This window comes from Shewanella sp. SP2S2-6 (assembly GCF_031931965.1).
Lineage (GTDB): Bacteria > Pseudomonadota > Gammaproteobacteria > Enterobacterales > Shewanellaceae > Shewanella > Shewanella baltica.
Genome location: NZ_JAUOEQ010000003.1, coordinates 1 through 15,803, shown reverse-complemented (window position 1 = coordinate 15,803; position 15,803 = coordinate 1). Strand labels below are relative to the sequence as shown.

General features: G+C 47.4%; 11 protein-coding genes. 2 read left to right on the top strand and 9 right to left on the bottom strand.

The genetic code is table 11. The features are described from left to right. Positions 1–182: 182 nt before the first annotated feature. Complete coding sequence (locus Q4Q57_RS03345; protein ID WP_006080344.1) at positions 183–2,420, top strand: PAS domain-containing protein; 2,238 nt, start codon at positions 183–185, stop codon at positions 2,418–2,420. Here Q4Q57_RS03345 and Q4Q57_RS03340 read toward each other — a convergent pair. The 9 genes from Q4Q57_RS03340 to tkt form a co-directional block, all read right to left on the bottom strand. Further along, positions 2,401–3,804, bottom strand: coding sequence for a hypothetical protein (locus tag Q4Q57_RS03340; protein ID WP_012090100.1), 1,404 nt, complete (start codon positions 3,802–3,804; stop codon positions 2,401–2,403). The genes Q4Q57_RS03345 and Q4Q57_RS03340 overlap by 20 nt on opposite strands. Before the next feature lie 93 nt (positions 3,805–3,897). Then, positions 3,898–4,446, bottom strand: a complete 549-nt coding sequence (locus Q4Q57_RS03335) for a hypothetical protein (protein ID WP_300476536.1) — start codon at positions 4,444–4,446, stop codon at positions 3,898–3,900. Further along, entirely contained in the window at positions 4,439–5,188 is a 750-nt protein-coding gene (locus Q4Q57_RS03330) for a transcriptional regulator (protein WP_011845923.1), read from the bottom strand. The genes Q4Q57_RS03335 and Q4Q57_RS03330 overlap by 8 nt, the downstream gene beginning before the upstream one ends. Positions 5,189–5,337: 149 nt before the next feature. Continuing rightward, positions 5,338–6,807: a sodium:proton antiporter NhaD gene (gene nhaD / locus Q4Q57_RS03325; RefSeq protein WP_006080339.1), complete on the bottom strand. Its 1,470-nt coding sequence runs from the start codon at positions 6,805–6,807 to the stop codon at positions 5,338–5,340. A 242-nt stretch (positions 6,808–7,049) separates the two neighbouring features. Further along, positions 7,050–7,787, bottom strand: a complete 738-nt coding sequence (locus Q4Q57_RS03320) for a YdiY family protein (protein WP_006084019.1) — start codon at positions 7,785–7,787, stop codon at positions 7,050–7,052. Positions 7,788–7,992: 205 nt separating this feature from the next. Further along, a complete protein-coding gene (gene fba / locus Q4Q57_RS03315) occupies positions 7,993–9,060 on the bottom strand; it encodes a class II fructose-bisphosphate aldolase (RefSeq protein WP_006084020.1) in 1,068 nt (355 codons plus the stop codon). A gap of 221 nt (positions 9,061–9,281) precedes the next feature. Further along, positions 9,282–10,457, bottom strand: a complete 1,176-nt coding sequence (locus tag Q4Q57_RS03310; protein ID WP_006080336.1) for a phosphoglycerate kinase — start codon at positions 10,455–10,457, stop codon at positions 9,282–9,284. A 137-nt stretch (positions 10,458–10,594) separates the two neighbouring features. After that, positions 10,595–11,611 carry an erythrose-4-phosphate dehydrogenase gene (epd, locus tag Q4Q57_RS03305; protein ID WP_006084022.1) on the bottom strand — a complete coding sequence of 339 codons (1,017 nt, stop codon included), beginning with the start codon at positions 11,609–11,611 and terminating at the stop codon, positions 10,595–10,597. Positions 11,612–11,727: 116 nt separating this feature from the next. Next, the gene (gene tkt / locus Q4Q57_RS03300; RefSeq protein WP_311889745.1) at positions 11,728–13,722 is read right to left on the bottom strand and encodes a transketolase; all 1,995 of its coding nucleotides are present in this window, start codon (positions 13,720–13,722) and stop codon (positions 11,728–11,730) included. 400 nt (positions 13,723–14,122) lie between these two features. Here tkt and metK point away from each other — a divergent pair, with 400 nt between their 5' ends. Further along, positions 14,123–15,274 carry a methionine adenosyltransferase gene (gene metK, locus Q4Q57_RS03295; RefSeq protein ID WP_311889743.1) on the top strand — a complete coding sequence of 384 codons (1,152 nt, stop codon included), beginning with the start codon at positions 14,123–14,125 and terminating at the stop codon, positions 15,272–15,274. Positions 15,275–15,803 lie beyond the last annotated feature (529 nt).

Here is a 15,803-nt window from a genome sequence, read left to right as displayed (position 1 = left end):
CAATACGGCCAAAATCGACTGAAGCACTGAGCCGCAATAACTCGCCATTGAGCGAATGAGTAGAGATGTAAATCTGTCTTAACTTTTACTAAGGAAATCTTGCTTAGTAACTTGGCACTGTCGTAACAATTCTTTCGTGTTAACATAGCGAAATTAACAGATCACCCACTCATAATCGGTTCATGCTGAAGAATAACCCAAGCACGTATCCCCTAGCGCCGCTGCTCTCTTTAACTCAAGGGATCCATTGGTCGCATCAACGCTTATTAGCCGTTGCAAGCCAGCTCTCTATGCTGGTGATTGGCATGATCATTTTAACCAATTTAATCATTACCTTGGGTGAGCGACGTCTACAGGAAGAATGGGCGACGCAGAGATACAGTGAACTGCAGACCATAGGCACACTGATCACAGATAAAGTGTCTTTCCAGCAATTTCGCACCCAAATTTTTGCCAATGGTGAGCTGCTAAAGCAGTACTTGAGCAATCCTACCGCCAAGCAACAACTCAAATTACAGGAAGCCTGGCTAGATCTGGTGAAGCATATTCCTGAACTGCTCGGCATTGCGCTGTACGATCCCCAAGGCAATTATAAGTTCTCTACCCCTTCTAATTTCAGTAAAGATGCCTTACCGCCGACCTTGCTTGGCGCGAGTCGTAATATGGGCGGTAAAGAGGTTTACACCTCGCCACTGGAGTTTGTTCCAATTGAAGGCATGCTAGAACCCTATATGTATCAAATGGCCTGGCTCGAAAAGCCCGATCAAAGTTCTATGGGTTATCTGGTGACATACAACTCTATGGTGCAAATGCTCGAAGCCATCAAGCCGGCTTTTTCGAGTAACAAATCGCCTATGTTAGTACTCGACACGCAGGGATTACTCTATGCTGGCGCGAGCGATCTCGCCCCGTTAAGCAATATGCCAGAAACCTTAGGGGCAAGTTTAAGACAAAGTTATCCTGCTCTGTGGCGTGATATGTCCATGAGTAATTTTGGTCAATTCCACGGTGAAGAAGCCACCTTTGTTTACCTTAAGATCGAGCTTACCGCCCAGCCAGAAACCCGCAGAGAATACTTTTTACTCTCCTATGTGCGTAACTCCGACATAGCCGCACGTTTTTCCCAGTGGCAAAACATTGTCATAGTGGCATCGCTAATCTTAACCGTACTCGCCGCTTGGGTTGTGTTACTCAGCCACATGTATCGCTTACAACAGCGTTCACGCCAATACAGTATCGATGTCGCCAATGGCTTATTTAACAGTGATATCGGCTTTATGATGGTCAACGAAAACGCCAGAGTGATCAGCGCCAACACCAAGGCGGCAGAAGCGACCTTAGTGCCACTCGATGAACTCACGGACCGCAGCCTACAACGCACCTTATGCCTCGATGACAGAACCTATGCCGAGCTGATGGAGCAAGTGCATAAAACCGGTCAATGGTCTGGTGAAATCAGCCTAGAAAGTATCAATGGCCCCACGCTGCGAGTGCATATCCGCCAAGCACCAAGGGCAAGCCGAGGTTCACCACATCTACTAATCACCCTTGAAGACATCAGTGAATTAGTCAGCAGTAAAGAACAAGCATTTCTCAGTGAGCTTTTATGCGATAGCACAGTGGCGACAGCGCTGACAGATGCCAATGGTAAATTGATTAAAATCAACCCCGTATTTGATGCGCTAATGCAACTCAATGGCGATTTAAATCAAGATTTAGCCTCGCTGCTCGCCAACGATTTAGGTAATCAATGGCAAAGAATTAGCGCTCAAATCGCCATGCAAGGTCAGTGGCAGGGGCAAATTCTGTGCTCACCTAAACAGGCGCATTCCAATTGTTTGCAGGCGACCTTAAAGGGCCATGTGGCCGCCGATGGTGAGATTGATTATATCGTCTGTACCTTAGAACAAGCCGCCGAACGCGGCCGAGGCACAGAGAAACGCAGCCTTGTGCCCCATCGCAGCACGATTCTGCTGAGCTTAGTTGATTTAGAGCGTTACTTTAACTCGCTACCACCGCCAAGCCGCCTGAGTTCAAGCTTACTGTTAATGGATATCAATCCCGAAGGTTTGCTGAGCCACATGAGTGACATCGACCAGCTGGCAAACCGCCAGCAGGAAGTCGAAGTTCAATTACTGCTTGAAATTCCTGCTAATTATCAGATTTTGCATTGGCAACTCGGGAAACTGATTGTGATGTTACCTGACACAGATGCGACCCATGCGCACAACTTTGCCCTCAATATGATGGAAAAGCTCAATGGCAATGGCTTAGGCGAAGGGATCAGTATCGGGATTGCGGGTTATCAAGAAGGCCAAACACTTGAGCAGTATCTAAATAATGCCGAAGTCGCCCTAAAACGGGCGAAACAGAATAACGATCAAAATATCGGTCAAGCCTTTACTCGTCATCAATCGTAGATTCGGGCATGTTGACCGAATCGGGCAATTGGCTCTGGGTAATCTCAATAATCGTCGAGCGGTTCATGGTGATTTTGTAGCGAATATACTGCGGGGCTTCGCGGCCATCGCGTAGCACTAAAATCAAGTTAACTTGATAGCGTCGCTCAACCGATTCATGGCTGATTTTACCTTCAACTTCCTTATAAATCTTCGCCTTACCCCGCTCTAAGTAGCGGGCAAAGGGCACTAAGCTAAAGTTCACTTGCTCTTGAATGGTGGAGTATCCCGCTTGGAACTCACTCTGATTCACCTTAGTGGCAATTTTATAGTGCAGGATTTCCGCATCGACCTTATTTTGGCTATGCCTGTGCTTTAAAATTTCGCTGACTTTATCGGGCAGATCTTGCTGGCGCATAAACTCAAGCCATACTAACTGCTTCGCGATAACTGCCTGACTAGTGGTATCGCGCAAAATCCGGCTCCAGCGTGGCCTGCCCCGCTGAATAAAACGCCACATGGCATTACGCACGTCATCCTTAAAGATTTCCCTGAAGCCGTAAATCACCGCCAAGGTCAGCACTAAGGCAATGGTAAAGCCGCTGAAGGCGCCCTGCGCTTGAATAATCAACGCCGACACCACCAGCATAACTAACGCCGTCGCCAGTCCCGTCGTGAACTTTTTAAGGCCAATCCCTAAGGGCTTTAACTCTTCTTTGAGTACCACACCTTGTTGGATTAAACGTCGTAACAACAACATCTTGTTTGAGATGCGGTTAGGATCTTGCTTAGTCTGCGCCGAGTTGTAGTTATGCTCATCCCGATAGGCGCACTCATTGCGACACAGTGTTAGCACCCGTTCTTGGATATCGTTGAAATCACTGGTACGTGTAGCATGGGCGAGCACTTTTAGTAACTGCTGCTCGCAGAACCAAGACAGGTAGTTGTCGGCATTTTCGAAGTAGGATTTCCATTTAGGATCGCCCGGTTCGTTACGGCGAAACTTTTTCAGCAGTTGGCCAACTTGTTCGCGTAATTCGTCGAGGGCAAAATAAAAATGGGTTACATCTGTGATTTGATTGAGTTCTTTAACGTCGTTTTCGACTGCAACGGCAAACTGATAGGCGAACAGATTCAAGTACAATCTGAATTCTTCAACGGTGCGGCGATTTAAACTGGCAAAGCGGCCCTGTACCAAAGGTAAGTGCAAGCCTTCTGAATAGTAAGAACGACGGCCGACAATCGCGCTGTAGTAGTACTCTTCTTCATTGAGCGTGTGCGAGCCTATGCCCATTTCCTTTGGTAAAAAGAAATAGAGATCGAGCTGACGATTATCGCCCTTTTCCATCTGGTGGCTGAACTTAATCGACAGGGATTCTTCTTGCTTTACACGTATCTTAGACACAACACCCTTTTCATGAGCCCTCACAGAGACTCATCGCAGTAGACATAAATCAATGAGCACTAATCTTAACTGAAATAAACTCAAATTCACTGATTAAATTCGGCTATTTACGATTCGGCATCCACAAATCGTATTGCTGGGTTGGAATAACACCACGGCATAATCCTTAGTGTCATCCATATCTAACACTTCAATACTGAAATTATTCACCCCAGAATCGCGAAACGGTAAACTGCTGATGTTAGATAGATATTTCATGTGTTCTGGCCAGTTCTGTTGCTTTTCCATTTCCGATTCAGTTTTCGTCTCCACTGCCACCCTATAGGTCATGCTATTGGCCTCAATGCTGTCGACCTTGCCACGCATCGAAATATGGCCCGCACTGGTGCCATCAAAATTAAAGTAACGGTAGTTGATTTGCGCTTTGTCGGCGGCAATCAATACGTCCACGAGCAGGTAAAATTTGTTGTCACTGCTGGCGCTGATACTGGGATTCGCACTCGAATGGCGATCAAACAGTTCTGAACTGCAACTCAACATCATGGTCCGGCTCGTTGCCGACTGTTTATAAATCACCCCGCAAGCCGCAATCAAGGCCGACAAAATAACAATATTGATGGTCCACTTGAGCCATTTAGCCACAGATATCCACCTCGCGTAGCCAGGCTGAGTCGATGAATGCTTTGGGGCGAGAAAAATCGCTGATACTAATATTGCGGAGCACTGACTGGTCGAGTTTTTCACCGCGAAACGTCATATTAAGCACCTGTTTATCATGGGATAAAGACGCATAAACATCCGCCCAATCGCTCTTGCCACAGGCAATGAGGCCCGCACTTAAGCGCTCGCCCATTTCGAACAGTAAGGTGTTACTCGCACTGGAGTCGGCATATAAGTTCAAGCGCACTTGCTGACCCGAGGCTAACGACAGTATCGACGTCATCAAGGCTTGGGTAGGCTTGCTGTGATCTGTGTGTTTCAGATAAAACACCGAAAACGCCAACATCACCCCGAATAACACTAAGGCACTCCACAAAGGCACAGTGTGTAGTCTGAGGTAATTGACGCCTCGATATTCGCTGCCGTTTGATGGCCGCAACAAATAACCTTGGCCTTTAACGGTTTCGATCAAGCCCTCGTGCTGAGGGCCTAGAAAGGAGCGGAGCGTGGATATGGCGCGGGACACAGAGGCATCGGTTAATGGCGGACCTTGTCCATCTCCCGTTTTTAGCATGTGCTTTGAAACTAACTGACCTTGGTGTTCAAGCAATAACGTGAGCACTTGTAACTCGGCCCGAGAAAGATGCCAAGATTCATCGCGAGACAACTCAATCAGCATGCCTCGTTCTCGATCAAACCTGCAGTCTCCCAATTGCATACACATTAACTCAACTCCATAAAAACACGGAGTTAAGTCTATGCAAGCCAACCAATGATTAATGTGATCTTGCTAACCCAAGCCAGCAAATAGTTAATTTTCGTGAGACAAGCCGCAAGCCTGTCTCGATAAACGATAATCAAGCTAACGCAGTGTTAGAACATTGCGGCGTTTAACCACATGTGCACTAAAATGCTCGCCACATAACCTAAGGCAATCACAGGTGTCCACCGTAGATGTGCCCCAAAGGTGTAAATGCCGCGCGCTTGCCCCATCAAGGCAACTCCTGCCGCACTGCCAATCGAGAGCAAACTGCCGCCCACACCCGCTGTCAGGGTAACCAATAACCACTGTCCCAAAGCCATATCGGGATTCATGGTCAATACCGCAAACATCACAGGAATATTATCAATCACAGACGAGAGCAAACCCACGGCAACGTTGGCATAGGTGACATCCCAATGTGAGTACATGGCCTCAGACACTAAGCTCAAATATCCCATAAAACCTAGGCCGCCGACGCATAACACCACGCCATAAAAGAACAACAGAGTATCCCACTCGGCGCGGGAAATGCGGCTGAACACATCAAATGGCACCACACTGCCAAGTTGCTGCAGGCGTAATTTGTCTTGTCTTAATTCCGCCTTTTCACGTTCGCGGGCAACGGAACGATTGAAGGTTTTACGCAGGTAAAATCCAAAGAATTGCAGGAAGCCTAATCCCGTCATCATGCCCAGTACAGGCGGCATACCTAAGAAGGAATGGGCACACACTGCCGTAGCAATGGTAAGTAAAAACAGCCCTACAATACGCTTAGCACCGGGCTTAGTGTACACATGCTCTTTTTCAGGCTCAGGCACAAAATGCGGGATGAACACACTCATAATGGCGGCGGGTAAGGCAAAGTTAACGAGGGCGGGAATGAACAGATTAAAGAAATCGCCAAAGTGCACTAGGCCCTTTTGCCATACCATTAAGGTCGTGATGTCACCAAAGGGGCTGAACGCGCCACCCGCGTTGGCGGCAACGACAATGTTGATACAGGCAAGGGTAATAAACTTGCGTTGCCCTGCCCCAACCTTCATCACCACAGCGCACATCAGTAAAGCAGTGGTTAAGTTATCGGCTACTGGCGAGATGAAAAACGCCATAAAGCCCGTTAACCAAAACACGGTTCGTAGGCTAAAACCACGGCCCACAAGCCAGCCGCGGATCGCATCGAACAGATTACGTTCTTCCATGGCATTGATATAGGTCATAGCCACCAGCAAGAAGAGCAATAGCTCGGCGTATTCGAGCAAGTTTTGCTTGAATGCCGCTTCCGACACTTCGGACATGCCGTTTTGCATATAGACAAAACCTATCATGCCCCAGATGATCCCTGCCGCAACGAGCACAGGTTTCGACTTGCGTAAATGTAATGTCTCCTCAGCCATCACCAATACGTAAGCCAGCACAAACACACAGACAGCGACATAACCCACGCTCGCGGCGGTTAAATTAAGCCGATCTGCCCCTTCTGTCATAGCCCATGCTGCAGGTGAGAATCCGCTCAATATTGCAACGCAGAATAGACTCCACAACGCCATTCCACTGCCTTTAAACAACCGCTGTAATTTCATTAAAGTTCATCTCTACGTAGGAAATTAGTCGAAAATTACCATAGCTTCGGCATAGCAAATGTTGATAAAACGCAACTTTCTATGCATTACCCTATAACCAAAGGCATTTAAAACATTAATTTTTGTATAACTACAGATGTTACTAATAAAGAAAAGCTTAACGTATATTCAACTTAGTCCAAAAACAGCCAATAAAAAAGCACCTCGAAGGTGCTTTTTTGTTTTAAATCAGTGTCACAGCATTAGAAAGCATATAACAAGGTCATATTGGTTTCGGTATCTGTGCTTTTCTTATCATCCAGCGGCTCGCTGTTGTAACGCACAATAATGGCAAACTTCATCGCCAATGCGCCGATAATATTTGCCGTTAATGAGGTTTCAGAACGGGCATCTAACTTGTCACCGTAATCGGCAACGAAACGCTGTTGGAATTTAGAGGTCTCAGTGATTTCAGTTTCGAAGTTGATCACGCCGTGGGCAACAACGCTGTCGTTGGTGTCATAACCTTCGATAAGCGCTTGCTCAGTATCGAGACGTTGATAGATATAACCCGGACCCACTTCAACATCTAAAAAGGTCTTGCTGGTGTCATACAGTCTATGACCATAACCCGCTGCGCCAGATAGGGTGTAGTCATAACCGGTAAACGGGTCGACTTCATAATTGGCATTCGCAAACAGGTAACTACGGTCTGTCATCTTGTAGTTACCCTGTGCTCCTGCTAAATAGCGTTTCGCGGTGACAGAACCGGTATCTTCTTTATATAAACCTTCTAGTAAGTACTGATTTTCCCAATCGCCAAGCTCATGCTTAAGATTTAAACGTCCCTTAAATGATGAGGTTTCAGTGTTACCTGTGGTTAAGGTAGCACCTAACTCAGCTTCACCAGCGAATGTCTTGTCGCCTTTTACAAAATCGGCCCCTGCAGTCGCCATAAAAGGTGCAGTCATTAATATCGCTGCGGTCAGTACTTTTTTCATGTTTATCCGTTCCTGTTCCGTTAAATCCAATCCCTATAAATATCTGTTCGTCCCAGCGAAGCTGGATAAGCACATATTAATATGGGTTAGTTTTTTCCCCTGAAAATCTGCGCAATATTAGCATTGACGATTAAAAAATGAAAATTGCATCTATTTTAAGCATAAAAAAACCCGCATTAGCGGGTTTTTGTCCTAGCGATAACGCTTACATGTTGATCTTAGGATCTAAGGCGCCAGACTGATACGCTTTATACATTGCTTGTAAAGACAATGGCTTAATCTTAGATGCTTGACCAGCACAACCGAAAGCTTCGTAGCGAACAGTACAGATGTCTGCCATGGCTTCCATTGACGCTTTCAAGAATTTACGTGGGTCAAATTCACTTGGGTGTTCCGCTAAGAACTTACGTACCGCACCTGTTGATGCTAAACGTAAGTCAGTATCGATATTCACCTTACGCACACCGTGCTTGATACCTTCAACGATTTCTTCTAATGGCACGCCGTAGGTTTCTGGGATCTGACCACCGTATTGGTTGATGATCTGTAACCATTCTTGTGGCACTGAAGATGAACCGTGCATCACTAAGTGAGTATTAGGAATACGCGCATGGATTTCTTTGATGCGGTCGATACGCAGTACATCGCCCGTAGGTTTACGGCTGAACTTGTAAGCACCGTGGCTAGTACCGATAGCGATGGCTAATGCATCTACATGGGTATCGGCAACGAAACGCGCCGCTTCATCAGGAGTAGTCAACATTTGATCCATGCTTAATGTACCCACTGCACCAATACCGTCTTCTTCGCCTGCTTGGCCAGTTTCTAAACTGCCTAAACAGCCGATTTCGCCTTCAACTGACACACCACACGCATGGGCAAATGCCACTGTGCGACGGGTGACATCGACGTTGTAGTCATACGATGCAGGGGTTTTGCCGTCAGCCATCAAAGAGCCATCCATCATCACTGATGACATGCCTAATTGGATAGAACGCTGACAGATATCAGGATCGGTACCGTGGTCTTGGTGAATACACACAGGAATATCTGGGTACTGCTCAAGAGCCGCTGCCATCAGATATTTTAAGAACTGTGGGCGAGCATATTTACGCGCACCAGCAGAAGCTTGCACAATAACAGGGCTGTCTGTTGCTTCAGCGGCCTGCATGATGGCACGCATCTGCTCTAAGTTGTTAACGTTGAACGCAGGCACACCGTATCCATGTTCTGCCGCGTGGTCGAGTAGTTGTCGTAGGGAAATTAACGCCATTTTGTAACTCCAATAATAGGGTGACTATCGCATTCTGCAACGCTTGGTCACCGAGGTCGCTATCGTTTGGATGGATTTTTATACCCGTATTTAACTCGATATATTTAATCAATATCTAAGATAAACACGGGCGGTTTTTTTATAATTCTTTATTATCAAAGCGTTGATCTTATCAGCGCTTTCGCGGCGTCTTATGCGCCGCGTATTTTAAAACTTAATAATTAAGCGCCGCGCTTTTCTAACATAGCCACAGCCGGTAATTCTTTACCTTCGAGGAACTCGAGGAAAGCGCCGCCGCCAGTCGAAATGTAAGACACTTTATCGGCAATACCGTACTTATCAACCGCAGCCAAAGTGTCACCACCGCCTGCGATAGAGAAGGCTTTTGAATCGGCAATCGCTTGGGCAATACGCTTAGTACCTTCACCAAATTGGTCGAATTCGAACACGCCCACAGGGCCGTTCCATACTATAGTGCCAGCAGATTCGATGATTTTAGCCAGTGCTTCAGCGCTATCAGGGCCAATATCAAAAATCATTTCGCCATCAGCGACTTCGCTAACCGATTTTAAGGTTGCCGCAGCCGTTGGGCTAAACTCGCCTGCTACGACTACATCAGTCGGCACAGGAATATCGGCGCCGCGGCTTTTCGCATTAGCGACTAAACGTTTAGCTTCGTCGATCAAATCCGCTTCATACAGCGATTTACCGACATTGTAGCCCGCCGCCGCGATGAAAGTATTGGCAATACCGCCGCCAACCACTAACTGATCAACGATACCTGAAAGGCTTTCTAGCACGGTCAGCTTAGTCGACACTTTAGAGCCACCGACAATCGCCACCATAGGACGCGCAGGATTATCTAATGCCTTGCCTAAAGCATCTAATTCTTGCGCCAGTAATGGGCCAGCACAGGCGATGGGGGCAAACATGCCCACGCCATGGGTCGATGCTTGGGCGCGATGTGCAGTACCAAAAGCGTCCATCACATAGACATCACACAACGCAGCCATTTTTTGCGACAGCGCTTCGTTGTTCTTACCTTCGCCCACGTTAAAACGCACGTTTTCGAATACCACGACTTCACCGACGGCAACGTCGACGCCGTCTAAATAATCCGTCGCTAAACGCACAGGGCACGACAAGGCTTTAGCCAAGTAGTCGACCACAGGTTGCATAGAATATTCGGGATTGTATTCACCTTCGGTCGGACGACCTAAGTGCGACATCACCATCACAGCGGCGCCTTTAGCAAGGGCCAACTCGATAGTTGGGAGAGAGGCGCGCAGACGTGCATCACTGGTGACGACGCCGTTGCTGACAGGCACATTGAGATCTTCACGAATAAGCACGCGCTTACCTTGTAGATCCAAATCTGACATATTGATAATTGCCATAGTAACGCTTCCTTTTATAATCAAAAAACAAACTGGTTTCACTCATGGCCGGTATCAGTTTACTGCCGCTAGGCGCTCGACATCCCGTCGAATTGGCATACAACTGAGTGACCCACCGGTGAATAATCTACTTTTTATCAGCCTCGCTTGGCTGCGATCATCGCCAAACTCGTATCTAACATACGGTTGGCAAAACCCCACTCGTTATCGCACCACAACAACAGCTTCACCAACTGACCGGCGCTGACACGGGTCTGGGTACCGTCAACAATACTGGAGCGCGGATCATGGTTGAAATCACATGAAACCAAGGGCTCATCAGTATAACCCAAAATGCCGTTAAATCGCCCATTGGCGGCCGATTCCAGCACCTGGTTTACAGTGGCAATATCGACGGTTTTCTCAAGCGTCACAGACAAATCGATCGCCGTCACGTTGATGGTGGGCACGCGCACTGAAATCGCTTCAAACTTATCTTTCATGTGCGGCAAAATCCGCTCAATACCGCGGGCAAGCTTAGTGTCTACAGGGATAATCGATTGACCAGCGGCGCGGGTACGACGCAAATCATCATGATAAGCATCAATCACTTGCTGATCGTTCATCGCCGAATGAATAGTGGTAATGGCACCGCTTTTAACGCCGAAATGGCGGTCGAGCACGTCGATCACAGGTACGATACAGTTAGTCGTACAAGAAGCGTTGGAAACCACTGTGTGTTCGGCGCGGAGTAAATCGTGGTTCACACCATAGACAATCGTGCCATCGACATCGGCTGAGGATGGATGGCTTATCAGCACTTGTTTAGCGCCAGCATGAATATGGGCTTCGCAGCTTTGACGATCGAGTAATACACCTGTGGCCTCATAGACAATGTCTATGTCCATTTCATGCCAAGGGAGTTTTGTGGGATCGGGCTCGTGGAGAATTTTTATCGCATCGTCGCCAATCAGCATGTGATCATCGACGAGTTTCACTTTGTGCGCAAACCGACCGTGGGTGGTGTCGTACTGGGTCAGATGAATAATGGCTTCAGGTTTAGCTAATTCATTAATCGCGACAATCTGCATTTGCTGCCGTTTTCCAGACTCGTACAAAGCACGAAGAATAGAGCGGCCAATACGGCCATAACCATTGATAGCGACTCGGATCATTGAGGTCTCAATTTCCTCTAAATACAAAAACGGCCTGCAAAAGATTGCAGGCCGCATTATACAGATTAACACTTAAAAAGTTTAACCTTTTGTATTGAATCTAATCCCTTGAGCGATTAGCCCAATGATTTTGCAGCATTCAGCACATTTTCAACGGTGAAACCGAAGTGATTCAATAACACGTTACCCGGCGCTGACTCACCAAAAGTGGTCATGCCAACAACAGTGCCTTCAAAACCGACGTACTTGTACCAGAAATCGGTATGCGCCGCTTCGATAGCCACACGTTTAGTCACAGCACGTGGTAATACCGATTCTTTATACGCTGCATCTTGCTTATCGAACTCAGTTGTCGATGGCATAGAAACTACGCGAACCTGTTTACCTTGCTCAGTCAGTGCAGCGGCGGCATCCATTGCCAATTGTACTTCGCTACCGGTTGCGATCAGGATCAGTTCTGGTGTACCCGCACAGTCTTGCAGTACATAAGCACCTTTAGCCACGTTGGCTAATTGCTCAGCACTGCGTGCTTGGGCTTTCAGGTTTTGACGGCTGAAAATCAGTGACGTTGGCGCATTGCGACGTTGAATCGCAGCTTTCCAAGAAACTGCCGTTTCTGCCGCATCACATGGGCGCCATACAGCCATATTTGGCGTCATACGTAGGTTAGCTAATTGCTCAACTGGCTGATGCGTTGGACCATCTTCACCTTGACCGATAGAGTCATGGGTATAAACGAAGATGTTTTGAATGCCCATCAGCGCCGACATACGGACTGCGTTACGGGCGTATTCCATGAACATCATGAAAGTTGCGCCGTAGTTGATGAAACCACCATGCAGCGAAGCACCGTTCATAATGCCGCTCATGCCGAATTCACGCACGCCGTAGTAAATGTAGTTACCGGCTGGATCGTCTTGAATGCCTTTAGAACCTGACCACAGTGTCAGGTTAGAACCTGCTAAGTCAGCAGAGCCGCCTAACAGTTCAGGTAACATAGCACCGAAAGCACCGATGGCATTTTGTGAGGCTTTACGGCTCGCAATACCTTCGGCTTTATCCTGTGATGCTTGCACGAATGCCTGCGCTTTTTCTTCGAAATCAGCAGGTAATTCACCTTTCAGTACACGACGCTCATATTCAGCAGCCAGTTCTGGGTGAGCTGCGCTGTAAGCCGCAAACTTCTCGTTCCATGCCGCTTCACGGGCAGCACCGGCTTCTTTGGCATCCCAACCAGCATAAACGTCAGCAGGGATTTCAAATGGTGCATGTGGCCAGCCAAGGAATTCACGGGCTGCTGCGATTTCCGCATCGCCTAATGGCGCGCCGTGGCAATCGTGGCTGCCAGATTTGTTGGGTGAACCAAAACCGATAATGGTTTTGCAGCAAATCATGGTTGGTTTATCGGTAACCGCTTTCGCCGCTTCGATAGCAGCACGGATTGCCGCGCTATCGTGACCGTCAACACCGGCAATCACATGCCAGCCGTAAGCTTCAAAACGCTTTGGCGTATCATCGGTAAACCAGCCTTCAACATGGCCATCGATAGAAATACCGTTGTCATCCCAAAATGCGACCAGTTTGCCTAGACCTAAAGTACCGGCTAATGAACAGGCTTCGTGGGAAATACCTTCCATCAAACAGCCGTCGCCGACGAAGCAGTAAGTGTAGTGATCAACGATATCGTGACCATCACGGTTAAACTGTGCCGCTAAGGTTTTTTCAGCAATCGCCATACCGACAGCATTGCTGATGCCCGCGCCGAGTGGACCCGTTGTGGTTTCAACACCTGGGGTGTAACCGTATTCTGGGTGACCCGGGGTTTTTGAATGCAATTGACGGAACTGTTTCAGTTCTTCGATTGGTAATTCATAACCTGTCAGGTGAAGTAAAGAGTAGATCAGCATTGAACCGTGACCGTTAGAAAGGACGAAACGGTCTCTATCTACCCATTTAGGATTGGTCGGGTTGTGCTTAAGGAAATCATTCCACAGCACTTCAGCAATATCTGCCATACCCATTGGGGCGCCGGGATGGCCTGAATTTGCTTTTTGAACTGCATCCATACTTAACGCACGGATTGCGTTTGCGAGTACTTTACGGGAAGACATGCTCTCTCCTGCTTGTTTGTGGGGTCTAGCGGGCAATTTGGATGCATATTTTCCCCTACATGCCAGTGTGACGCAAACTAAAATTATCATTCACTCAGCAAAAGATGGCCGAATCGTAAACTCGCAGAAACAAACTAGTCACTTTACTGGCGTTTACTTGAGTGGGCCTCGCAAGGATCACTTGTAATGGAGAAATAAATTTCTCAAAAAAAGAGTAAACTTAATGCTATGAAATATAAGTAAAATAACCATTTCAAGACTGAACATAGTCGTTTTCAGGTCACAATCTGAGAGGATTTTTTCTCACTGGGGGTGATCGGCAATCGGATTTAAACTAAAATAGCCGTCTAGATGTAGATGCTTCTACACGTTTGAATGCTAACGACGAGATTTTCCTACTATGGCAAAGCACTTGTTTACTTCTGAGTCGGTCTCAGAAGGTCATCCCGATAAGATTGCAGATCAGATTTCTGATGCTGTGCTAGATGCAATTCTGGCTCAAGATCCAAAAGCACGCGTGGCGTGTGAAACTTATGTCAAAACTGGCATGGTATTAGTCGGTGGCGAAGTCACGACTTCTGCTTGGGTTGATATCGAAGAAATCACCCGTAAAACGGTGCGTGAAATTGGTTATACCCACTCAGATATGGGTTTTGATGCAGACTCGTGTGCGGTATTAAACGCCATTGGTAAGCAATCACCTGATATCAATCAAGGTGTAGACCGTGCTGACCCAGCTGAGCAAGGTGCAGGCGACCAAGGGTTAATGTTTGGCTATGCCAACAACGAAACCGACGTCCTAATGCCAGCGCCTATCACTTATGCCCACGCATTAGTGAAGCGTCAGTCTGAAGTGCGTAAAAACGGCACCCTGCCTTGGTTACGCCCAGATGCGAAAAGCCAAGTCACGTTTGCCTATGATGATGGCAAAATTGTTGGTATTGATGCTGTAGTATTGTCAACTCAGCACAGAGATGACGTTTCACAAGCCGACTTAATTGAAGGTGTGATGGAAACCATCATCAAGCCAGTATTACCGGCTCAATGGCTAAACAAAGACACTAAGTTCTTTATCAACCCAACTGGCCGTTTTGTTATCGGTGGTCCAGTAGGCGATTGCGGCTTAACCGGTCGTAAGATCATCGTTGATACCTACGGCGGCATGGCCCGTCATGGTGGTGGCGCATTCTCTGGTAAAGATCCATCAAAAGTGGACCGTAGCGCGGCATACGCTGCCCGTTATGTGGCAAAAAACATCGTTGCAGCAGGTCTTGCTGATCGCTGTGAAATCCAAGTGTCTTACGCTATTGGTGTGGCAGAGCCGACTTCTATCAGCATCGAGACCTTCGGTACGGGTAAAGTGTCTGAAGATTTGCTGATCAAGTTAGTACGTCAACACTTCGAACTGCGTCCATACGGTTTAACGGCCATGCTAAATTTAGCACGTCCAATTTATCAAGCGACTGCCGCTTATGGCCACTTTGGTCGTAACGAATTCCCTTGGGAAGCAACGGACAAAGCTGAAGCACTGCGCGCTGACGCGGGTCTATAATCGGTTTCGATTAAAACCCGTTAAGATTGCAAAATATAAAAACCGCTACCCAGCGGTTTTTTTATGCCTGCAATTTGGGTTCCCCAAAGCAAGATAATGGTATCGTCAGTTGTGCATCATTCATTATCATTGTTTTCCCTGTGACTTCAGCCCGTTCGTTTAACAAAATATCCCTATAGGCTCGACGGCGACATCTGCTGTATAGGACATACTAATGTCGCGATCACATGGATGTGAATAAGCGACCATGTCGCCAACGGTCACTGTTGCAACAATACCAATCTCAGCCAACCTTTTCGCTGATAGTTCAGCTAAAAAGCTATTGCCCCAAAGTCTGTTTCGTAGTTTGAATGCTTTAATCAAAATCAAAGTCGTGGGGCTTCACCCCACACCCGACCAAGGAGGACTGCTCGTCCTATCCTCCTTGGATGCTCCAAGACGCCCCCAACGGAGTTGAAAGCCCCTTGGGCTCATTGACAAATTTGCTATCGCTTCCGAAGGATGCGTCCCTGCACCTGCGAAAGCTAGC

What these genes read in the sequence shown, in the direction of transcription:
- epd (WP_006084022.1), bottom strand. Translation starts at nt 11,611, where the DNA reads ATGATCCGAGTCGCTATCAATGGTTATGGCCGTATTGGCCGCTCTATT.
- fba (WP_006084020.1), bottom strand. Translation starts at nt 9,060, where the DNA reads ATGGCGTTAATTTCCCTACGACAACTACTCGACCACGCGGCAGAACAT.
- Q4Q57_RS03320 (WP_006084019.1), bottom strand. Translation starts at nt 7,787, where the DNA reads ATGAAAAAAGTACTGACCGCAGCGATATTAATGACTGCACCTTTTATG.
- metK (WP_311889743.1), top strand. Translation starts at nt 14,123, where the DNA reads ATGGCAAAGCACTTGTTTACTTCTGAGTCGGTCTCAGAAGGTCATCCC.
- Q4Q57_RS03345 (WP_006080344.1), top strand. Translation starts at nt 183, where the DNA reads ATGCTGAAGAATAACCCAAGCACGTATCCCCTAGCGCCGCTGCTCTCT.
- Q4Q57_RS03330 (WP_011845923.1), bottom strand. Translation starts at nt 5,188, where the DNA reads ATGTGTATGCAATTGGGAGACTGCAGGTTTGATCGAGAACGAGGCATG.
- tkt (WP_311889745.1), bottom strand. Translation starts at nt 13,722, where the DNA reads ATGTCTTCCCGTAAAGTACTCGCAAACGCAATCCGTGCGTTAAGTATG.
- nhaD (WP_006080339.1), bottom strand. Translation starts at nt 6,807, where the DNA reads ATGAAATTACAGCGGTTGTTTAAAGGCAGTGGAATGGCGTTGTGGAGT.
- Q4Q57_RS03310 (WP_006080336.1), bottom strand. Translation starts at nt 10,457, where the DNA reads ATGGCAATTATCAATATGTCAGATTTGGATCTACAAGGTAAGCGCGTG.